This is a genomic window from Prevotella vespertina, assembly GCF_009728485.1.
GTDB lineage: Bacteria > Bacteroidota > Bacteroidia > Bacteroidales > Bacteroidaceae > Prevotella > Prevotella vespertina.
Genome location: NZ_VVIQ01000002.1, coordinates 373324 through 395234, shown reverse-complemented (window position 1 = coordinate 395234; position 21911 = coordinate 373324). Strand labels below are relative to the sequence as shown.

At 41.2% G+C, this 21911-nt stretch carries 17 protein-coding genes; 12 read left to right on the top strand and 5 right to left on the bottom strand.

What is annotated here, in order from left to right; genetic code table 11:
* From F0475_RS03255 to F0475_RS03240, 4 genes are all read left to right on the top strand, one after another.
* Window positions 1–281: toprim domain-containing protein (locus tag F0475_RS03255; protein ID WP_199879775.1), on the top strand; the 281-nt coding region annotated here is incomplete at its 5' end.
* 2 nt (window positions 282–283) lie between these two features.
* Window positions 284–718 carry a DUF3408 domain-containing protein gene (locus F0475_RS03250; RefSeq protein ID WP_155715334.1) on the top strand — a complete coding sequence of 145 codons (435 nt, stop codon included), beginning with the start codon at window positions 284–286 and terminating at the stop codon, window positions 716–718.
* Between the two features lie 381 nt (window positions 719–1099).
* Window positions 1100–1531 (top strand): plasmid mobilization protein, encoded by a 432-nt coding sequence (locus tag F0475_RS03245; protein WP_155715333.1) that lies wholly within the window; start codon window positions 1100–1102, stop codon window positions 1529–1531.
* A complete protein-coding gene (locus F0475_RS03240) occupies window positions 1515–2576 on the top strand; it encodes a relaxase/mobilization nuclease domain-containing protein (RefSeq protein ID WP_155715332.1) in 1062 nt (353 codons plus the stop codon). Before F0475_RS03245 ends, F0475_RS03240 begins: the two co-directional genes overlap by 17 nt.
* Before the next feature lie 82 nt (window positions 2577–2658).
* On the opposite strand, the gene F0475_RS03235 is transcribed toward F0475_RS03240, so the two are convergent.
* From F0475_RS03235 to F0475_RS03215, 5 genes are all read right to left on the bottom strand, one after another.
* A complete protein-coding gene (locus F0475_RS03235; RefSeq protein WP_099836866.1) occupies window positions 2659–2892 on the bottom strand; it encodes a DUF2188 domain-containing protein in 234 nt (77 codons plus the stop codon).
* A 695-nt stretch (window positions 2893–3587) separates the two neighbouring features.
* Entirely contained in the window at window positions 3588–3821 is a 234-nt protein-coding gene (locus tag F0475_RS03230) for a YtxH domain-containing protein (RefSeq protein ID WP_234422940.1), read from the bottom strand.
* Window positions 3822–4233: 412 nt separating this feature from the next.
* Window positions 4234–5586: a TIGR00341 family protein gene (locus F0475_RS03225; RefSeq protein ID WP_155715331.1), complete on the bottom strand. Its 1353-nt coding sequence runs from the start codon at window positions 5584–5586 to the stop codon at window positions 4234–4236.
* 283 nt (window positions 5587–5869) lie between these two features.
* The gene (rpsA, locus tag F0475_RS03220; protein ID WP_155715330.1) at window positions 5870–7654 is read right to left on the bottom strand and encodes a 30S ribosomal protein S1; all 1785 of its coding nucleotides are present in this window, start codon (window positions 7652–7654) and stop codon (window positions 5870–5872) included.
* 110 nt (window positions 7655–7764) lie between these two features.
* A complete protein-coding gene (locus F0475_RS03215; RefSeq protein WP_155715329.1) occupies window positions 7765–12237 on the bottom strand; it encodes a translocation/assembly module TamB domain-containing protein in 4473 nt (1490 codons plus the stop codon).
* Between the two features lie 136 nt (window positions 12238–12373).
* On the opposite strand from F0475_RS03215, the gene F0475_RS03210 reads away from it, so the two are divergent.
* The 8 genes from F0475_RS03210 to F0475_RS03175 all read left to right on the top strand — a co-directional run bounded on the left by F0475_RS03210 (window position 12374) and on the right by F0475_RS03175 (window position 21907).
* Complete coding sequence (locus F0475_RS03210) at window positions 12374–13723, top strand: Na(+)-translocating NADH-quinone reductase subunit A (RefSeq protein WP_009434659.1); 1350 nt, start codon at window positions 12374–12376, stop codon at window positions 13721–13723.
* Window positions 13724–13979: 256 nt separating this feature from the next.
* A complete protein-coding gene (locus F0475_RS03205) occupies window positions 13980–15131 on the top strand; it encodes an NADH:ubiquinone reductase (Na(+)-transporting) subunit B (RefSeq protein ID WP_036923861.1) in 1152 nt (383 codons plus the stop codon).
* Window positions 15132–15148: 17 nt separating this feature from the next.
* The gene (gene nqrC, locus F0475_RS03200) at window positions 15149–15862 is read left to right on the top strand and encodes an NADH:ubiquinone reductase (Na(+)-transporting) subunit C (RefSeq protein WP_155715328.1); all 714 of its coding nucleotides are present in this window, start codon (window positions 15149–15151) and stop codon (window positions 15860–15862) included.
* Between the two features lie 27 nt (window positions 15863–15889).
* Window positions 15890–16519: an NADH:ubiquinone reductase (Na(+)-transporting) subunit D gene (locus F0475_RS03195; RefSeq protein WP_004360386.1), complete on the top strand. Its 630-nt coding sequence runs from the start codon at window positions 15890–15892 to the stop codon at window positions 16517–16519.
* A 2-nt stretch (window positions 16520–16521) separates the two neighbouring features.
* Complete coding sequence (gene nqrE / locus F0475_RS03190; protein WP_004360385.1) at window positions 16522–17148, top strand: NADH:ubiquinone reductase (Na(+)-transporting) subunit E; 627 nt, start codon at window positions 16522–16524, stop codon at window positions 17146–17148.
* A gap of 7 nt (window positions 17149–17155) precedes the next feature.
* The gene (gene nqrF, locus F0475_RS03185; RefSeq protein WP_155715327.1) at window positions 17156–18424 is read left to right on the top strand and encodes an NADH:ubiquinone reductase (Na(+)-transporting) subunit F; all 1269 of its coding nucleotides are present in this window, start codon (window positions 17156–17158) and stop codon (window positions 18422–18424) included.
* A gap of 387 nt (window positions 18425–18811) precedes the next feature.
* Window positions 18812–19825 (top strand): helix-turn-helix transcriptional regulator, encoded by a 1014-nt coding sequence (locus F0475_RS03180; protein ID WP_155715326.1) that lies wholly within the window; start codon window positions 18812–18814, stop codon window positions 19823–19825.
* Window positions 19826–19861: 36 nt separating this feature from the next.
* Entirely contained in the window at window positions 19862–21907 is a 2046-nt protein-coding gene (locus F0475_RS03175; protein ID WP_155715325.1) for a type I restriction-modification system subunit M, read from the top strand.
* Window positions 21908–21911: the final 4 nt, after the last annotated feature.

Genomic DNA, 21911 nt, shown 5'->3' with positions numbered 1-21911 from the left:
ACGTGGCAAGGACTATCCGCTATTTGAATGACCGACACCTCACCCATATCCGTTCCTTCCTTGACAATGACGAAGCAGGACGGAGGGCTGTTCAAGATTTCATAAAGGCAGGCTTCCATGTTGAGGACATGAACATACATTACAAAGACTTCAAGGATCTCAACGAATATCATGTCAGCCGTGCCCGTGAGCAGCAGAAACGGAAAGCGCAGGAACAGACACACATATCAATTACAGGACAAAACAAGAAATCAAAACAAGTCAAACTTAAAATGAAATAGAAATGGAAAAGAAAACTATGATGAGCGACAAAGACCTTTCATGGTTCTTGGGCGTGGAAGATGAAGCAGAGGACGAATCTACTTCACAAGAAGCGACTGCGGTTCCTGAAAGAGAAAGACCAACAAACAAGCAGGACACAGAGAATACCATGCACTCCGACCCTGCACGGAACACTGAGAGTGCAACTGTTCAAAGACGTATCAGTGCCAAGATGAGAAAGAAAACACTCGAAGCCTACAAGCAAGCCTATCTTGTGCCGACTAAGTTAAACAATCGTAAGGCTGTCTATCTGAGCAGGGAGACACAGGAACGTGCCGACTTTATTGTGCGTAGATTAGGCGACAGGGGCAGCAACCTTTCAAGCTTTGTTGAGAACATCGTGCGTCAGCATCTGGAGGAATATGGTGAAGACATAGAGAAATGGAGAAGACTGTAAGCCGTAAGAAAAGGTAGACGGTTTTCTGGAAAAAGGTCTACCCTTTCTTCAAAATAGGTCTACCTTTTCGAGCAAATAGGTCTACCTTTTTTGCTAAAAGGGTCTACCTTTTCTTCTTCGGCGTAGTTCTCTATGAGAATGCCACGAACGCAGTTAGTCATAGAATGCACGGCATTCGTTTTTAAGCTATAAAACGTTTTAAGCGTAAATGGTTTGTTCGGTAGCATTGCAAGACGTCAGTTTGTACCCACAAACTGCTCTTGCTCCCCTCGTCGGACTGTCGGGGAGATTAGACCGTAATCACTCCGTTCTCATCGGTCAGCATTCAAGAATTAAGAGACAATGAATCATCTATAATGATTAACTTTCAAAGAGGCTTATATGAACAGACGCAAAGGAAAGACTGCTAAATGGCAGCAACAGAATAAAGAAGAGCAGAAGATGAATAAGACAGAGTTCATCAAGGTAAGATGCACCTTAGAGGAAAAGCAGCGTATTAAGTCAAAGGCGGAAAGTGCGGGGCGTAAGTTCTCCGATTACTGCCGTGAGATACTCCTAAGTGGAGAGGTGGCAGCCGTTCCCAAGATGACCGACAATGAAAGGGAAGCCATTTGTATACTTCAGCATACAGGACGGTTCTACGGGCAGATTTCTAACCTCATCAAAGTAAAAGATGAGAGATGGGTACATATTACACAGAACCTTTCGCTATGTGCCAAAGAGGCATTTAAGCGATTTTACGACCCCCATTTTCATGTGAACGATGAGATATATAAGGTCTTAAATCTAACAAGAGATGATAGGAAAATGTAAGGCGATAGCGCATGGCAGCACGGCTCTGGACTATATCTTCAGAGAGGGCAAGCTCGGCTATCGGCTTGCCTTCCACAATCTTTGCAGCAGAGATCCAAAGACTATCTATGAGGAAATGAAAGTGGTCAGCGACTATAACAGCCGTTGCAGGAACAAGTTTCTCCGTATCGAAATAGGTATCGCACCACAAGACGAGGAAAGACTGCCCGTGTCCGAACTGATGCGGATAGCCCATTTGTTTGCCAAGCGAATGGGACTTGACAACCATCAATGGGTGGCGGTAACGCACAAGGACACCGATAATAGACACATTCACATCATTGCCAACCGTATCAGCCTTTATGGAGAAGTCTATGATACCACTTTTGTGAGCAACAGGGCAGCGAGAGTGGCGGAGGAAATAAGCAGAGAGAAAGGTTTGACTATTGCAAAAGAGGTTAAGGCGGAAAGGAAATACCAAAAGGCAAAAGCCAATCCTACGAGAGAGCAAACAAAGCATCAAGTACAGAATGTTTGTTATGCCCTGCTTGACAAGTACAAAGGAACAGGTATCACGGGACACTCCATGTTCCTTTATGAATTGAACAAAAACGGCATTATTATAGAGCGTATGAAGAACAAGCAAGGTAATGTTTATGGCTTAAAGTTCTCATACGGAGAACATACGTTCAAGGCTTCGGAAGTCGGCAGGGTGTTTGGTTATCGTTCCTTGCAGAAGAATTTCGAGGCAAGTCAGAAAGTCAAGACCAATGCACCTGCTCAAGAAATACATAATTCGGCAGAGCATACAGATGCAAAGAATTCAGACTATCAGCTCGTACCCCCAAGCCGTTCATACAGTCCACAACCAACTAAGGATTCTCTACAAATCTCACAGATTGTAAGAGAAGTGGCAGATACAGCCATTAGCACAGCCGATGATTTGGTGGAGGGACTGGGCGGAATGATAACCCCAGCAGCACATTGCGAAGATTATGCAGAAGCAGCATGGCAACGCAAGCTCAGATTCCAAACTAACAAGAAAAAGAGAGGACGAAGACTATGATGCAGTTGATAGGCTCTTTTGTTTCATGGTGATAAACTAGTAGGGAGTGCCAATTTGACACTCCCTGTCTTCTTAGATGACGTTAATGTTTCCTGTCTTTTGGAGGGCAAGAGTCATTACCATAACTATTAGGATTCTGAATCTTACCATCCTTTCCATGAGGAATAAGTTCTGCCCCTTCTTTCTTGGCAAGATCACGTCCCCAGTCCATTGCCTCCTTCTTTGTTTCAAAGTGTTTTGAGGCTCTGTCTGCATTTGGTCGCTTTGCGTCCCACCCTCCGTCTGGATTAGAAACGATATGAATTTCTTTTCTCATATCAATAATTTTTAGTTGATAGTTTTGCTTACGGTGTCCTTCCGATTCCGCTACGGTGCAATAACAGCATATTTAAAAGCAAAATAGCAATTATGGTGCCAAAAAAATATTTATTTTTTCGCTTTTATGATAAAACGATCTGTTTCTAATTTCGGTTTGTAACAGATTCTATAATCTCATATAGTTGATAGAAAGATAAAAATTATAGGTATATTTCATCCAAAACGCTTGTTCTTCGGTAACAAAATATTATCTTTGCAGACAGAATAACAAGCGTTCTTTGTTAGGCAGAAAACAGCGAAGCCAAGTAGCTCGCTCGTTTCTAAATCGTTACCAGTTTTGTTGCATCAGCAAGGTAACTTCTTTATTTTCAGACAGATATATTTTTATAATTATCTTACGCTGCTATTTTGTAATAACTTGATAAACAGATTGTTGTAAAGATGCTAAAAGGATGAATTTTCCTTTCTTTTAAAGTGAGATAGTCTATTGAGTTTGTAATGTTTTTTTTGAAATCTGTTGTGTGCTTTAAGATAAGTTGTTGACTCTTTTTGATAATGGAATTTACGCAGAACTATCTATGACCTTTCTTCTATGATTTACTATGTGTAACTAATATAGCGTTTAGCTAATGCGTGTTTACTCTATATTGTTATCTGCAAAGTAATTTATTTTAAGGGCACTAATTGACTAAGTTATTTCTTAACTTTTTCTTTCAATGACGCTAATTTCTTTTCTAATAGTTTAACAAGGTCTTCAGGTTTACTGTCTGAATCTGATAAAAGATTGTCAACCTTTTCTTCTAAAGTGCCTTTTAACTCCATTGATTTATCACGCATTTTTCTTGTAAGACTATCTATTTGGTCTTTTAGTTCATCAACTTTATCGCCTATAGAATTCTTTTTTACATAAGGTTTTATCCTTGTCAAGTACAAAAAGTACACCTATACCTGCAACTGTTCCAGCTGCTACTCCTAATAAAATGCTTCCAATTTTCGACATAGTCTTAGATATGTTTTAATTAGTTTAAAATATGCCGTCGTTGTAAATATAACAAGTAAATTTGATATAAGCAATATTGATGTGAGAATTGTGTGGTAATTTTATAAAGAATAACATTTTCCATGGTTATTGTGATAATATTTTATATATTAATAAAAATCACTATCAGTGCTTTTAAAAACAATGTTTACTTGATAGCAATACAATTTTTACAAAAAAAGTCAAGTCTATATAACTATCTTCTACATTCAATTTTAAAGTTTTTGTTTATGTATGTAAGTATAAAAAAAACCAAACCCGTGATGGTTTGGTATTTTTTACTCTTGCATAATACTACTATTATGGTAAAATAATTAATTCAAGGCTGTCGGATTTTACTTTCACTTTAAGCCAGTCATATAGCTGTTTTCTGTTGTCTTTGGCAAGAGGCTTGTTTGTTTTGACTATAGCCACGATATGATTTTTAATTGAAGCAGAATCAACGAAAGACTCAGATGCTTTTGAAAGCATAATACTCTTAGCCGAGGGGCATACGACTTTAAGTTCTTCTTTCATGTCGTTAGCAAGTACTGGATAACGTGTATAAGAAGTTAGTTCCTTCTTTAGCACATCGTTGTTATATGCAAGTTCTTGCCATTCAGCCGTATTTTTTTCTCCTACCATCAACTGACCTTTATTCTTGTGCTGTAGGAGTAATAAGCTATCAGAGTTAGATCCTTGTATCACCTTTAGTACGTAGCCATCAAGCTGATAATTAGTCATCGTTTTTTGTGCTTTAGCTATCGAATCAGTTGATATCGGATTGCCCACCGCTACCACATGGAGGGTTTTGGTTTTTAGGTCGTATTGGTGTGAGAGAATGTTTGTTCCGCTATAATTAAGTTCCTTTGTAACGAAATTCTCTATGTTATTTTCAAATACACTTTGCTTAATGATGTTCCATGTCATGTAGCTTGCAGGGATAATTGTGATAATGATAATGCTGACGATGTAAAAATTTACTCGTCTCATTTGTTCACGATTGATAAACTGCTTTCTATGAAAATGCAGAAAGCGTACACCAAGACAGGTTGTAAAAGCAATGAAAACAGTATTGATGAAATAAAGGTAAAATGCCCCAAGGAAGTAGGATGTGTTTTGTACGGCAAGTCCATAACCTGCTGTACAAAGGGGTGGCATTAAGGCTGTGGCAATGGCAACACCCGGCACCACGTTGTTTCTTCCTTTTGTTGACATAGCTAAGAATCCAGCAGCACCACCAAAAAGAGCTATCAATACGTCATAAAGTGTAGGCGATGTGCGTGCTAAGAGTTCGGATTGAGCATCCGTGATAGGTGAAAGTGTAAAGTAGATTGCTGCAGTAACAACGCTAATGAACGTACTTACCAAATAGTTTTTTATGGACTGTTTGAACAAGTCCAAGTCAGCAATTCCAAGAGCTAATCCCATACCGATGATTGGTCCCATCAGTGGAGAGATGAGCATAGCACCAATAATTACTGCTGTTGAATTGACATTTAAGCCTAAGGATGCAATAAATACGGCAAAGATAAGTATCCAGAGATTAGAACCTTGAAAGTTGATGCCATTAGTTATTTGTTTAATAACATATTTTTCGCCGTCTTTGTCAGGTAAGACATTGAAATAACTCTTAATTATCTGCCATAAAGTTTGATTGTTATTTTCCTGCATTTTGTTTTTTTTGCAAAGATACTGAATTTAATGGAAAGTTTCAAGCAGTTTCTTAATTAACAATTAGGGAGTGAGCTGGTATTTGTGAGCGTACATTCTTTTCGTTTCACATAAGAACAAGATTGGTAAAGATAAGGCTCCGTTGTAGTGCACAGCCGATATGCAATTACGATAGTCCTATATATGAATAGGTGTTCTAATCAAAAAAGAGCTAAGAGAATAAAAAAAGAGTACCAAGAAAACTTGATACTCTTTTTATTTATGTTAGATTTTAGTGCGCAAATTACTTGCCACCTTCCATCTTCTTCTTCAAGTCAGCGAGAACACCGAGGTCACCGAGAGATGTACCTGCAGCAACGTTGTTGATAGCAGCAGCGTCACCCTTTGGCTTGCCTGGAGCTGCTGGACGCTGGCGACGTGGCTCTTCCTTCACCTCCTCGAATGTACGAGAGTGAGAGAGGATGATGCGCTTAGTGTCCTTAACGAATTCGATTACCATGAATGGGAGAACCTCACCAAGCTGAGCCTGTGTACCGTCCTGCTTAACAAGGTGCTTTGGAGTAGCGAAGCCCTCACCACCCTCGCTGAGAGTGATAACAGCACCCTTGTCCATAGACTCGGTAATCTTACCCTCGTGGATTGAACCTGGAGTGTAGATTGCCTCGTACTCATCCCAAGGATTAGACTCGAGCTGCTTGTGGCCGAGGCTCAAGCGACGATTCTCCTTATCGATTTCGAGAACAACAACCTCAATCTCAGAACCCTGTGATGTGAACTCAGATGGGTGCTTAACCTTCTTAGTCCAAGAGAGGTCGCTGATGTGGATAAGACCGTCAACACCTTCCTCGAGCTCTACGAAGATACCGAAGTTAGTGAAGTTGCGAACCTTTGCAGTGTGCTTAGAGCCTACTGGATACTTAACCTCGATAGCCTCCCATGGGTCTTCCTTGAGCTGCTTGATACCGAGAGACATCTTACGCTCGTCGCGGTCGAGTGTGAGGATAACTGCCTCAACCTCGTCACCAACCTTCATGAACTCCTGTGCAGAACGCAAGTGCTGGCTCCAGCTCATCTCTGAAACGTGGATCAAGCCCTCTACGCCTGGCTGAATCTCTACGAATGCACCGTAGTCAGCCATAACAACTACCTTACCCTTAACGTGGTCGCCAACCTTGAGGTTAGGATCCAAAGAATCCCAAGGGTGCTGAGTGAGCTGCTTGAGACCGAGAGCGATACGCTTCTTCTCCTCATCGAAGTCGAGGATAACAACGTTAATCTTCTGGTCGAGAGCAACAACCTCATGAGGATCACTTACGCGACCCCAAGATAGGTCTGTGATGTGTACGAGTCCGTCAACACCACCGAGGTCAACGAATACACCATAAGAGGTGATGTTCTTAACGGTACCCTCGAGGATCTGACCTTTCTCCAAGTGAGAGATAATCTCCTTACGTTGAGCTTCAAGCTCTGCCTCGATAAGTGCCTTGTGTGATACGACTACATTACGGAACTCTTGGTTGATCTTAACGACCTTGAACTCCATTGTCTTACCAACGAATACGTCGTAGTCACGTATAGGATGAACGTCAATCTGGCTGCCTGGAAGGAATGCCTCAATACCGAATACGTCAACAATCATACCACCCTTAGTGCGGCTCTTGATGTAACCCTGGATAACTTCATCGTTTTCCAAAGCCTTGTTGATATTCTCCCAGCTCTTCTGGAGACGGGCTTTCTTGTGAGAAAGAACAAGCTGACCACGCTTGTCTTCTTGGCTCTCTACATAAACCTCTACCTTATCACCAGGTTTGAGATCTGGGTTGTAACGGAATTCAGAAGCAGGGATAATACCATCGCTCTTGTAGCCGATGTTAACAACTACTTCCTTCTTGTCAACTGAAATAACAGTACCTTCAACTACTTGGTGTTCCTGGATCTTGTTAAGAGTTTCGTTGTAAGCCTTTGTAAGGTCATCCTTACTAGCTACGGATTGTGAACCATTTTCGAACTCATCCCAGTTGAAGTCAGCTAAAGGCTGTACATTCTGGACGTCTTTGAAATTTGTCATAAAGTGTTTAAAAAATAATTTAATTAATAAAGTTTGACTTTATATTACCTTGTATGAAATGGGTATAATACACCCAAATCGGTGCAAAGTTACTAATAATATTCTGAATATCAGAGTTTTTGACTACGTTTTTTTGTCTTTTTCTTCTTCTTCTTCCAAATATCACTTAGCTTATTGAAGTCTTTCTTCAAGATAAGACCTATTCCTTGTGTTGTGAGAGAATTGCGTGTGAAGTATCGGTCATTTGTCTGATTATAGAATCGGAATGCAATATTTCCATTAGGTGATAAGAGATAACGAATATCAAAGTCTCCGATAAAGGAGGAATTATTCTTCGCTACATTATCACGATAACCGAATTGTCCGTTGAATAAGAGTCGGTTGTTAAGCATGCTACCTGATAATGTTCCTTCATATTCAGCATTATCGAATCCCTCATTACCTGTAGCAATATTTGCTCCGAAGTTCCAGTTGTTGGTGTTTATCACATTGGACAACACTGTGTTTATTTGCTGAGAGAGAGTTCCTGATAAAAGACTTTGCATAGCGAGCGAAGCGCCACTTGGAGTTCTATTGCCTTGTGCGGTACTATTATTGTTACTCTGTGGGTAGAAGCGTCCGACTGCAAGTAAGTAAAGTACCTGCTGGTTCAGTTCTTGTTCAGAGTTTAATACAGAACGTACCATTTGTTGTGCATCTGAAGATAGGGTCGGGAGATCGAGTCCGAAGCTGACGGAAGGTGCACCAGGCGTGCCATTTATATCTAGAAGGCAATTCACTTTCGTGTTGTTTGAGCTGAAAGAATTGCCAAGTCCCAAATCGCTCAATGGTACGGAGTTAATTGTGTAGACACCTTTCAAATCTAATGCTGCGTTGAATGGATCGCCACCAAAAGCGATAGTAGAACCTTGTTGGAATATGAACTGCTTCTTAATAATATTCTGGATGGTGAGGTTATATTGTCCGTAATCTACATTATAATTACCAAAGAGCTGGAATGCTCCCTTATTATAGTAGGTGGCTCGAATAATACCAGAACCATTAAGTTTGATGTTATCACCAGTCGTTTCATCCATTAAGACGCCTAATGTTAGGTTAGGGTTAGTCTTCAAGATGAAATTCATGTGCAAGTCACTAGGTATGTTTGCAAATCCCGATTTTGATATATGACGTGGTGATGAAACCATCTTTGTCGGTACTGATAGTGTCTCATTGGTCTCTGAAGAGATACTTTCTATACTGTCCTTTGGTGTATTTAACCAATGGATAAAGTTGTTTGTTCCAGCGTCATTGGTTGTAGCGGCATTGTAAGTAATGAATGTATTCTTGCAAGGCTTCATTTCAACATCCAATGTCGTTGTGCCTGGACCACCCTTTATGTGACAATTACCTGTAGCATATACGATGCCCCAGAAAGACTCTTTGCCCAGATGTTTGGGGAAGTTGTAAGCAAGAAGATTCTGTGCTTCGACATTTATATCATAGGTTAGGTGCCTCAAACTATTGTGATGTAACCCTCCTGTAACAATGCCGATATGCCCATAAGAATCAGTAATAGTGTCGTTGGCAAAGATGATTTCATTTGGTATGATGCGTATGCGTCCCCGCATTAAATCGTATGTTGTCCCTGTCGGTTTGATATAAACATTGCCATTAGCCTCCATATCACCCTCAAGATTTACATCGCTTAGCGGACCAACAACCTTGCACCACCCGTTAGCTCTAAGTTTTATTTTATCCATGAAAGAATCACAGAAGGTCTTGAGGAATGATAAATGTGTGTTGTGTGCGTAAATAGGAAGGTTGATATAACTATTTTTTATATCCACATATCCTTTGATTTCTGTTAATGCCCCATCGTTAGTATCCGCATGTGCATCTATACCGATTTTACCTTCCTTATCGTAGTTTACATTGGCGTAGAGTGTTCCCATATCTCCCTTCTCAAACTTGAAATTGTGCACTTCGAGGTTAGCTTCCATCTTAGGTTGATGGAAGAAAGATTTGATAGAGGCTGTGCCAGAGGCTGTACCAGAAAACTCTACGCTATGGAAATTAGCAAGGTCTAGAATATAGGGTACGTCTATTTCTTTGAACTTTATAGTGATGGAATCGTTCATATTACCTGACGTAACACCATTCGCAATAAGATGTTGGTTGCGATTAGATATTTCAAAATGACTGATGTTAAGGTTGTTTCGCCTATAAGATAAGTCAGATGGAAGAACATTTAATGTGATAGTATCAATATTAATCTTAGAAGGGTTGAAGTGTAATTGTGTCTCCAAATCACCATTGTGATGAGTAAATTCCACAATACTATTGATATCTCCAGACAATGCAGTGTGCCCAGGAATTTGGAAATTTACATCTGAGCTAATTGTATTGTTCTTAATGAGTCCTTCTGCTTTAACTATAATGTGTGGTCCTTTAGCACCCTTTCTTTCTCCAGATAATCGAACTAATAGACCTTCTGAAAGCGTAGAAATATCAATAGATAAGTTTTGTAATTGTTGCCCAGCATAGGTAAGATCTGCTGCATCAAGAGATAACTTTATTTCATTTCGTCCTTCATTTATAGCACCGCTAGCTACAATGGGGTAGGGAGAAATGATAGAAGTCTTAAGTAATTGATTGATTAATTGCGTATTATTAAGCTTCAAAGAGAACGTATAAGCATTCCGATCCTTTACCATGTGGTAGTTGGGATGCTGGTTGACAATACTTGGAAGATAATGTCCTAATGCGGAGATAATACTCTGAGGAAGTGATTGGTAATTATATTGTCCATTAATATCAATCTCTCCAAAGTCGGTCTTTGCTTTTAAAGATTTGGTAATAAGTCCATTGTTCATGACCACATTGATGTGGTCAAGATTTATATTTTCTTTGTCTCCATTGAGCATGAACTGAGAGACATCCAACGTTCCTATTATATTGTTAATATTAGAACCAGACCCTTTAATTTGGCTTTTAAATGAAAACGTTCTATTGCCTAGTGTGTTGGTCAAATGTAATGCGGCAAGATTAACTCCTTGTGCATTGATAGATATATCTGCCGACAATCTTTCTCTCTTTTTGATGAATGCTAAGATGTTATAGGCTTTTCCTTTAATCGCTAACTTTCCATTAGGATCATTGATAGATAAATCTCCTATAAAGGCATCCTCCTTATATAAGCTGTTGAGATGAACATTTTTATAGTTATATCCTTTATATTCAAAAGAAAAGATGTCACCCTTTGCTAATATATATGAAAGGTTAGTTTTCCCATCAACGAAGATATTTGTACTAATCGTTCCAAAGTCAGGATTAGCTAGTACTCGCCCAAGATTAAAGTTAGATGTATTTACTTTCGCGCGAATGTTTTTACCATAAACATTGGCTGTTAATCGTACTTCTCCAGCACTACTTCTTAATGTTCCATGTGCATTAAGATTTCCTCCAATAGAGGATACGGAACCTTTATAGTAAATATCACCAAGATTGTTAAGTGTTGAAGGGATTGCTTGATGTAGAAGTTTTGCAATGGTTTTTAATGTCGCATTGTTTATTGTTATCGGATTAAGAGAGAATTTCCAATTAGGTCTATGGTGTAAATTATTAACCCAACCTTTAGCGTGTAATAATGTTGATAAATCTTCATTCTTTATGGATAAAAGTCCAATTCTGACATCATCGTATGTGCCTTTTGCCTCCAAAACAGTGGAATAGTTTGTATGAAGGCTTCTCAAGTCATCTGTGAAAGGTGCAAAATCAGAAGGAGTTAAGTCTGCCTTAAATCCTTTAATAGAATATTTTAAACTTTTATTTATTAGTTTCTTATTTTCTAATTGGTAATGAGTAGATAATTGTTTTAACTTCACATGGCTATTAGGTAATATGAGGCTAAAATCATTGATAAAACCTTGGTGTTGGTCTATCTTTGTTTCAAATGTAAGTTGTTTGACGCTTATTCCAGAAGCATCGTTAAAGGATAAGGATTTGAGATTAGCCCAAAGAGAGTTATTATCCAGCTTGTTCACAATGATGTGTGAGGATATACTGCTTAACAAAAGATGGTTAATGTTGAACTTATTGGGCGTTTGGGGTGCATCTAATATGTCATATTTAATTTTGCCATTACGGATGACAAGGCTATTAATGGCTAGGTGTAATGGGGTTTTCTTACTATTATCCTTAGAAGCTAAAGAATCTAAGACAAATTGAAAGTTAGGCTTGGCATCCTTATCTTTTTTGTATAAGTTGGCGTCTAATCCAAAAATCTGTGCAGAAGAGATATTAATATCTCCACTACGGAGTAATGGCATAATATCAATTTTTGCGCCAATACGAGAGACCGAAACCATCTTCTTTTTATTTTGATCATAAATAAGAATATCATCGAGGATAAACCTATTTAAAACGCCGAGGTCTATACGCCCAATACGAACTTCTGTTCCTAGCTTTGTTGAAGCAGCATCTGCTACTCTATGCGCAACAAAAGTTTGTATTGTTGGGATGTGCAACAATACAATCAAGACAATATAAAGACTAACTAAAGTCCATATAATCCATCGGAAAGTGGTTCTAAGCTTCTTCAATGCATTTGCAAAACTACTAAAAAAACATTTTGCGCTGAAATAAATACATATAAATGTTCCTAATCTCCTTAAATTTTGCTACATTTGCACAATATTCATGAATGAAATAAGATAATATCGCATTTATATAATTGTTATGGCAAATGTAATTAAGTTACGAAAGGGCTTAGACATTAACCTTACAGGACGTGCACAAGAGCAGATGTTGTCTGTAAAATCATCTAAGGAGTACGCATTGGTGCCGGATGATTTTATAGGTTTAACGCCGAAAGTTGTAGTTCGTGAGGGTGAACATGTTCGAGCTGGCGACTCACTGTTTGTGGACAAGGGTTGCCCTGATGTAGGTTTTGCTTCACCTGTGAGCGGTATAGTTTCGGCCATTGAACGTGGAGCGAGACGTAAAGTGCTGCGTGTGAAAATCGAAGCTGATAATCAACAAGAATTTACAGACTTCGGTGTTAAGCAAGTAGATAACTTATCTGCTGAAGAGGTGAAAAGTTCTTTGTTAAAAGCGGGTTTGTTTGGTTATATCAATCAGTTACCTTATGCTGTTTCAACTCGACCAGACACGGAACCAAAGGCGATCTTTGTTTCTGCTCTTCGTGATAAACCATTGCAGGGCGACTTTGAATTTGAATTGAAAGGACAGGAGAAGGACTTCCAAACGGGTTTAACAGCGCTGTCTAAGATAGCAACTGTTTATCTCGGTATTGGCGCGAAACAATCAGCTAATGCTTTAGTGAACGCTAAGGATGTTAACGTAAATGTCTTTGATGGGCCATGTCCAGCTGGTAATGTTGGTGTGCAAGTGAACAATATTTCTCCTGTTAATAAGGGCGAAATCGTGTGGACAGTAGATCCTACTGCTGTTATTTTCTTTGGCCGATTATTCAACACTGGTAAGGTTTCTCTTATGCGTCGTGTAGCCATTGCAGGTAGTAAGGTGAAACAGACGGGATATGTTGATGCTCTTGTAGGTACTCCTTTGAAGGATATTTTGGCAGATAATATTGCTGATGGTTGCCATGTGAGAGTTCTAAATGGTAATCCTCTTACAGGTGTTGTTGCGTCTGAAGAGGCTGTACTTGGAGCACATACTTCTGAGGTAACATTGATTCCAGAGGGTGATGATGTACATGAAATCTTCGGTTGGATGCTTCCTCGTTTCAAAGATTTCTCAACCTCACGTAGTTACTTCACTTGGTTGCAAGGAAAGAAGACTTATGACCTTGATGCTCGTATAAAAGGTGGTGAACGTCACATGATTATGAGCGGAGAGTATGATAAGGTCTTACCCATGGATATCTATGGTGAGTATCTCGTAAAATCAATTATCTCAGGTAATATTGACCGTCAAGAAGAATTGGGTATTTATGAAGTAAGTCCTGAAGACTTCGCTCTTGCAGAGTTTGTCGATAGTTCAAAATTACCATTGCAGAAGATTGTTCGTGAGGGATTAGATATCCTTAGAAAAGAGAATGCATAGGGGTCAAAAGCCCACAATAACTTTAACTATAGTTTTAAATAAGGTTTCTCAACGTGTTATTAATGATAATCCCATCAGCTGTTATAGACGTAAAAGGATGTAAACCATGCTTGATGAGTGCATTACAAATGCTTTGTAGTAACATTACAAAAGGCTTGTAATAACATTACAGCTAACTTGTAATAGCATTACAAAAGCTTTGTAACAATTTGGAAACTGATTTTTTGGACTTTAAGAACCCTATAATAAAAGTATTATGAGTTTAAGAAATTATCTCGATAAGATACGCCCAAACTTTGAGGAGGGCGGAAAGCTTCACGCTTTCAAGAGTGTCTACGATGGTTTCGAGACGTTCCTTTATGTTCCTAACGAGACATCAAAGAGCGGAACTTCTATCCATGATGCAATTGACTCGAAGCGAATTATGAGTTTGGTGGTACTTTCATTGGTACCAGCGATGCTCTTCGGTATGTACAATATCGGCTATCAGAACGCTTTAGCAGCTGGTAAGTTGGCTGATGCTACCTGCTGGGGAATGTTCCTCTATGGTATGCTTGCCCTGTTGCCAAAGATTCTTGTGTCTTACATTGTCGGCTTAGGTATTGAGTTTGCTTGGGCACAGTGGAAAGGTGAGGAGATTCAAGAAGGTTATCTTGTGTCAGGTATTCTGATACCATTGATTATTCCTGTAACCACACCACTTTGGATTCTTGTGCTTGCAGTAGCCTTTGCTGTCATCTTCACGAAGGAAATCTTCGGTGGAACAGGTATGAATATCTTTAACGTTGCCTTGGCTGCACGTGCCTTCCTCTTCTTCTCTTATCCAAGTAAGATGACAGGTGATAGCATCTGGGTAGCAAAGGATTCTATCTTAGGTCTCGGCTATACCTTGCCTGACGGTTTCACTATGGCAACCCCATTGGGTGAGATTGCACAGGGAACAAGTGTGAATGCATCTGTATGTGATATGGTATTAGGTCTTATCCCTGGTTCTGTGGGTGAGACATCTGTCATCGCTATCGCTATCGGTGCTGTAATCCTTCTTTGGACAAACATCGCCAGCTGGAAGACAATGTTGAGCGTATTCCTTGGTGGAACCGTGATGGGACTTATCTTCCATTCAACTGGTGCAACACCAATTCAGTGGTATGAACACCTCGTCTTAGGTGGTTTCTGCTTCGGTGCAGTATTCATGGCAACCGACCCAGTAACCTCAGCACGTACAGAGACAGGTAAGTGGGTATATGGTTTCTTCATCGGTGCGATGGCTATCATCATCCGTGTGTTGAACCCAGGTTATCCAGAGGGTATGATGCTTGCCATCCTCTTTGGTAATATGTTCGCCCCACTCATCGACTACTGTGTAGTTCAGTCAAACATCAGCAAGCGCGCAAAGCGTGCTAAATAAATAAGGAGGACGAAGAAATGAAAACAAATAGTAATTCTTATACAATTATCTATTCTGTCATCCTCGTGTTGATTGTAGCCTTTTTGCTTGCATTCGTATTCCAAGCATTGAAGCCAATGCAGGATGCTAATGTACAGCTTGATCAGCAGAAGCAGATTCTCTTTGCACTCAATCAGAATCGTGATATGAGCAATGAGGAGGCTGTTAAGCTTTGGAAGCAGATTATCGTGGCAGATGACATCATCAATGCAGATGGTAAGGTCGTTGAGGCTGGAAAGCAGGGTGGCGTTGATGCCGGCTTTAAGTTGAATAGTAAGGATGCCAAGGAAGGCAAACTCGCTTTGTTCCGTTGCAAGGTGAACGGTGAGGATAAGTATGTTATCCCTGTTTATGGTAATGGTCTTTGGGGACCTATCAATGGTTTCATTGCTATCAATGGTGATAAGAGAACCGTCTTTGGTGCTTACTTTAACCACGAGAGTGAGACTGCTGGTCTCGGTGCTGAAATCAAAGACAACAAGGCATGGCAGGATTTGTTCAAGGGTAAGCATCTCTTTAGTGGAAACGATACTCAGAAGATAGCACTTGCTGTTGAAAAGAAAATCGAAGACCCATCTACGCAGGTAGATGCCGTAACAGGTGCAACACTTACCAGTAATGGTGTAACAGAGATGTTCCATGCAGACAAGGGTGGACTTCAGCCTTATGTTAAATTCCTGAACAGCAAATAATATTCTAATCTTTAGAACAATAAGAATATGGATTTATTCTCAAAACAAAATAGAGAGGTGTTCAGCAATCCGCTGAATCTGGACAACCCAATTATGGTCCAGGTGCTCGGTATCTGTTCTGCCCTTGCCGTAACTTCACAGCTGAAGCCGGCGATTGTTATGGGACTTGCCGTTACCATTATCACGGCATTCTCTAATGTTATTATTTCACTTATCCGTAACACAATCCCTAACCGTATTCGTATTATCGTACAGTTGGTGGTTGTTGCTGCTCTGGTAACAGTTGTTAGTCAGATTCTCAAGGCTGTAGCTTACGACGTGAGTGTAGAGCTTTCTGTTTACGTAGGACTTATCATTACCAACTGTATCCTTATGGGACGTCTTGAGGCTTTTGCTATGACAAACAAGCCTTGGCCAAGTTTCCTTGATGGTGTCGGCAACGGTTTGGGTTACGCTATGATACTTGTTGTTGTAGGTGCTGTTCGTGAGTTCTTTGGTCGTGGCTCATTGCTCGGTTTCAAGATTCTCCCACAAAGCCTCTATGATGCAGGTTATATGGACAACGGAATGATGTCAATGCCAGCAATGGCACTCATCCTTCTCGGTTGTGTTATTTGGGTTCATCGTGCATATTTCTATAAAGAAGACAAGAAGTAATTATGGAACATCTTATTAGTTTATTCTTCCGGTCCATCTTTGTGGACAATATGATATTTGCGTTCTTCCTCGGTATGTGTTCATACCTTGCGGTATCTAAGAGCGTAAAGACTTCATTGGGTCTTGGTGTGGCCGTAACATTCGTGTTGCTTGTTACCACACCAATCAACTATCTTTTGCTGACTAAGGTCCTCGGTCCAGACTGTCTTGCAGAGGGTGTTGACCTTACTTATCTTAGTTTCATTCTCTTTATCGCTGTCATTGCTGGTATCGTACAGATTGTGGAGATGGCTGTTGAGAAGTTCTCACCTTCACTTTATGGTGCGTTGGGTATCTTCCTTCCGCTGATTGCCGTTAACTGTGCTATCATGGGTGCTTCACTCTTTATGCAGCAGCGTATCGGTCTTGATCCAGCAAGCACACAGTATATTGGTACTGTATGGGACGCACTTGTCTATGGTACAGGTTCTGGTCTTGGCTGGACATTGGCTATCGTGGCAATGGGTGCTATTCGTGAGAAGATGGAATATTCTGATGTACCAAAGCCTTTGCAGGGTCTTGGCATCACATTTATTACAGTAGGACTGATGGCAATGGCAATGATGTGCTTCTCAGGTCTTAAAATCTAAGTAAACAATGGGACAATTCATAACAATAAGTATTGTGGTATTCCTTATCACCATCCTTGTGTTGGTGATTCTCTTGCTTGTGTCTAAGAAGTATCTCAGTCCAAGCGGAAAGGTAAAGATAACAATTAACGATGATAAGGAGATGACCGTCGATCAGGGTAGCTCAGTTCTGTCTACGCTGAATGAGAACGGTGTGTTCCTCCCTTCTGCTTGTGGTGGTAAGGGTAGCTGTGGCCAGTGTAAGTTGCAGGTAGTAGAAGGTGGCGGTGAGATTCTCGATTCAGAGCGTCCTCACTTTAGCCGTAAGGATGTTAAAGATCATTGGCGTCTCGGATGTCAATGTAAGGTGAAGGGTGATATGTCACTCAAGGTTCCTGAGTCTGTCATGGGCGTTAAGGAGTGGGAGTGTACTGTTATCTCTAACAAGAACGTGTCCAGCTTTATCAAGGAGTTCAAGGTTGCCTTGCCTCCAGGCGAACACATGGACTTCATCCCTGGCTCTTATGCACAGATTTCTATCCCTGCCTACGACTGTATCGACTATGATAAGGACTTCGATAAGAACGATATCGGTGAGGAATACCTCGGTCCTTGGAAGCAGTTTAACCTTCTTTCTCTGAAGGGAAAGAACCCTGAGCCAACTGTTCGTGCTTACTCTATGGCGAACTATCCAGCTGAGGGTGATATCATCACATTGACTGTTCGTATTGCAACACCTCCATTCCTGCCACGTCCGCAGGTTGGTTTCCAGAACGTACCAACTGGTATCGGTTCTACTTACATCTTCTCTCTTAAGGAGGGTGATAAGGTGATGATGAGCGGTCCTTATGGCGACTTCCATCCTAACTTCACTTCTGGTAAGGAGATGATTTGGATTGGTGGTGGTGCTGGTATGGCTCCTTTGCGTGCGCAGATTATGCACATGACAAAGACCCTCCACACTTGCGATCGTGAGATGCACTTCTTCTATGGTGCGCGTTCACTCAGTGAGGCATTCTTCCTTGAGGACTTCTGGGAGCTTGAGAAGGAATATCCTAACTTCCATTTCCACCTCTCTCTTGACCGTCCAGACCCTAAGGCTGATGAGGCTGGTGTGAAGTATTACACTGGTTTTGCAGTAAACTGTATCCGTGATGAGTATCTAAAGGATCACGAGGCACCAGAGGATTGTGAGTACTACCTCTGTGGACCTCCAATGCTTATCAAGACTGTTACTGATTATCTTGACAGCATCGGTGTTGATCAGGATGCAATCATGTACGACAACTTCGGATAGATATAATTTAAGGCAGAACTCCAAGTAAGGAGTTCTGCCTTTTAGGTTATCTTTATTCTATGTGACCAAGAAGAATCTTAACCTATAACGAGTTCTCTACCGTAACCTATGTAATCCCAATGGGTAGGTTACACATACGCACAAAAGGATTCTCTTTGAGAAAGGGGAGATAAGGCATGAGGCAAGACGAGTGGAACAATGGAGTAATAACTCAAATAGGTCAGTTGTTTTGCTAACCTATAACTTTGATTTTGATGAAAAAACATTGTTCATCCTTGAACAAGGATTTATAGCGGAAAAAGGATGATTCTTCATTAAAAAAACTTAACTTTGTGGGTAATATAACTAAGCAAAGTAAAAGTTACTCTACCAATAATTATCATTGCAATGCCAGTAAACAAGAATGCCTACCTGCGCTATCAAATCTTGGATCAGTGTTTCAGTAATAAGCATCGGAGGTTTAATATAGATGATTTAGTCGACTTTGTTAGTGAGAAGTTGGGCTATAACATCAGTCTGAGACAGATACGTGAGGACATTGCCAACCTGCGTTTGAGCCCTTATCATGCACCGATCCGCGCACGGCAATACGACGGAAAGAAGTGTTATTATCATTATTCTGATCCCGACTATTCTATCTTTAATAACGAGCTGACCACAGAGGAGGTGGCTAACCTCCGTTCAACGATCGATATGCTCAGCCGTTATCGTGGCATACCAACCAATGCTTGGCTGGAAGAAGTCATCTCTAACTTGGAATATCGCTTCGGGGTTAAAGCCAACTCCGAGAACCTTATCGCCTTCGAACAGAATGATATGCTCAAAGGATTAGAGCATTTGGCAGGCATTATCGATGCTACAATCAATCATCAGACGCTCGAGATAGCTTATCAATCCTACTGGGGTGAGAAGCGAAACATCGTGGTCTATCCCTATTATGTCAAGCAATACAATGGTCGTTGGTTCCTCTTTGGGCTGAATGATGAGAAGGGGAGGATAGAAAGCTACGCCTTAGACCGTATCGAAAGCTACGCCAGTAGCACTAAACCCTTCGTTGAGAACGCCACAACCGATTTCGCATCTTACTTCGATGACGTCATCGGTGTGTCGGTTCCTTACGGTGATGTAGCCACCGAAGAGGTCGTCTTGCGATTCTCGCCCCAGCGTTTCCCATACGTCCTTTCGAAGCCCATCCACTCCTCACAGCGTGTGTTGTCCGAGCCCAACACAGTCAGTATCCATGTGAAACCCAACCGTGAATTATCCCAACAAATCCTCTCCTTCATCCCCGATGTTGAGGTGCTCTCCCCCGAATGGTTACGCAACGAGATAAGAGACAAGCTAAAAGATAATTTGCAGAAATATCTATCAATGCACGAAGACTGCACAGATAATCATTAACTTTGCATCAGATAAGAAATAAAAGAACAAATATATATGACAGAACAAGAATTAGCTAATGTGATATGGGACATCAAAGAGGTTATTCGTAACTACTATGATGATTCTGAGGTGGAGGATGTTATCTTACCTTTCACCCTGCTCCGAAGACTTGATTGTGTGCTTGAGGATAAGTACGAGACGATACTCAACACGCTAAACGAAACTCCAGAGGAGATGAGAAAGTATAAGTTACAGTCGTTGATGAGGCAGAATGGACTTACTTTCTTTAATATGTCAGGTCTTTCACTAAAGAAGTTACTTAACTCTCCCGACCAGATTGGCGATGCCTTTAAGACCTATATAGAGGGCTTTACATCCAATGTGAAGGACATTCTTGCTAACTTTGTACACGAAGATGGCGACAGTGGCATTGTCGACCTATCGAAGATATACGCTCGTCTTGAGCGTGGCAATAAGCTCTTTGCCGTTGTCCTTCAGTTTGTTGAGAAAGCCGACTTGCATCCAGACAGGGTGAGTAATGCGATGATGGGAACAATCTTCGAGATTGTTATCCGTCGTTCGAAGGAGTCAACGAACACGAAGGCTGGTCAGTTCTATACGCCACGTGAGATTGTTAAACTCTTGGTGGCACTGACCATGTCGGGGAAGGAAGAAGAGCTGTTTGTCCCTGGTAGGGCTTTCACCATTTATGATCCCTGTTGTGGTACGGGTGGTATGCTCACCGTAGGGCGCGAGCATCTACAAGAGATGGCACAGAACAAGCATCTACAAGTGTTCCTTTATGGACAGGAACTTAGCCAGAAGACATACGCTATCTGTAAGGCGGACCTACTCATGAAAGGCGACGATCAGAACCTTGATCAGCAGCTCTATCAGGGCGACACCTTGGCTGATGACAAGCTCTTTGGTAAGCATTTTAACTTCATGTTGGCTAACCCTCCCTTTGGTGTAGACTGGGGTAAGGACACAAAGGTAAAGAGTATAGTGATGCAAGACAACCGTCCTGGCGGACGTTTCGAGGCGGGACTGCCTTCTACGTCGGATGGTTCATTGCTCTTCCTGCAGCACATGATCGCTAAGATGGATAGTGAAGCTGGGTCACGCATAGGCATTGTTCTCAATGGATCGCCCCTCTTTAATGGTGATGCAGGGACGGGATGGAGCAATATTCGTAAGATGTTGCTCGACCGTAACTTGCTCGATGCTATCATAGCCCTGCCTAAGAATCTCTTCTACGGTACTGACATCACCACCTATCTGTGGATACTTGATAACAAACGACCAGCTGAACGCTATCGCAAAGTGCTCTTTGTTGATGCTGCCCATAGCGAGTTTACCACCTTACTTCAGAAGAACTTAGGTAAGAAACGATTTGAGATAAGCGAGGAGGGAACGCACGACATCATTAGTATCTATAAGGCTTACGAGCCTTGCTGCCGTGACATTGTCTACGACAAGACAGGCGAGACGGAACACTTAGAGATTGCGAAGCTCATGGACTACGATGACTTCCTTTATACCAACGTGGCAGTACGACGTCCGTTGCGCCTGTGGTTTAGTAATATCCGTGCTACGTATGAGGCTTTATGCAGTAACGATGACTTTAAGGCAGACGACAAGAAGAACCTTATCTTGCAAGAGGTGGCAGCAATAGACGGTGTGGACGAGCAGCGTAGCGACCACGAGTTCTTTGTGTTCTTGAAAGAGAATCACGTGAAGACTACCAAGGCACAGAAGAAACAGTTGCGTGATGTGTTTGGCAGAGTAGCAGAGGATGCCCCCGAAGTGTTCGACGACCCTATTAAGAACAGTGGTGAGCGGGTTGCTGATACCAATCTGAACGATACCGAGAAGATACCAATGAAGGAAGATATCGACGACTACTTCCGTCGTGAGGTGCTACCTTTTGCGCCCGATGCGTGGATGGAGCGTGATAAAGACAAGGTAGGTTGTGAGTTCCCTTTCACCCGACTTTTTTATAAGTATCGCCCTTTGCGCAGTAGCGAAGAAATCCTTTCAGAATTGGCAACATTAGACAGTGCACTCAACAACGAACTCTCACAGCTAAAGGAGGACTAAGACG

Excerpts from the sequence above, each read along its gene's own strand:
- F0475_RS03175 (WP_155715325.1), top strand. The coding sequence starts at position 19,862 with ATGACAGAACAAGAATTAGCTAATGTGATATGGGACATCAAAGAGGTT.
- nqrE (WP_004360385.1), top strand. The coding sequence starts at position 16,522 with ATGGAACATCTTATTAGTTTATTCTTCCGGTCCATCTTTGTGGACAAT.
- F0475_RS03245 (WP_155715333.1), top strand. The coding sequence starts at position 1,100 with ATGAACAGACGCAAAGGAAAGACTGCTAAATGGCAGCAACAGAATAAA.
- F0475_RS03240 (WP_155715332.1), top strand. The coding sequence starts at position 1,515 with ATGATAGGAAAATGTAAGGCGATAGCGCATGGCAGCACGGCTCTGGAC.
- F0475_RS03225 (WP_155715331.1), bottom strand. The coding sequence starts at position 5,586 with ATGCAGGAAAATAACAATCAAACTTTATGGCAGATAATTAAGAGTTAT.
- F0475_RS03205 (WP_036923861.1), top strand. The coding sequence starts at position 13,980 with ATGAGTTTAAGAAATTATCTCGATAAGATACGCCCAAACTTTGAGGAG.
- F0475_RS03180 (WP_155715326.1), top strand. The coding sequence starts at position 18,812 with ATGCCAGTAAACAAGAATGCCTACCTGCGCTATCAAATCTTGGATCAG.
- F0475_RS03235 (WP_099836866.1), bottom strand. The coding sequence starts at position 2,892 with ATGAGAAAAGAAATTCATATCGTTTCTAATCCAGACGGAGGGTGGGAC.
- nqrC (WP_155715328.1), top strand. The coding sequence starts at position 15,149 with ATGAAAACAAATAGTAATTCTTATACAATTATCTATTCTGTCATCCTC.
- nqrF (WP_155715327.1), top strand. The coding sequence starts at position 17,156 with ATGGGACAATTCATAACAATAAGTATTGTGGTATTCCTTATCACCATC.
- rpsA (WP_155715330.1), bottom strand. The coding sequence starts at position 7,654 with ATGACAAATTTCAAAGACGTCCAGAATGTACAGCCTTTAGCTGACTTC.
- F0475_RS03210 (WP_009434659.1), top strand. The coding sequence starts at position 12,374 with ATGGCAAATGTAATTAAGTTACGAAAGGGCTTAGACATTAACCTTACA.
- F0475_RS03195 (WP_004360386.1), top strand. The coding sequence starts at position 15,890 with ATGGATTTATTCTCAAAACAAAATAGAGAGGTGTTCAGCAATCCGCTG.
- F0475_RS03250 (WP_155715334.1), top strand. The coding sequence starts at position 284 with ATGGAAAAGAAAACTATGATGAGCGACAAAGACCTTTCATGGTTCTTG.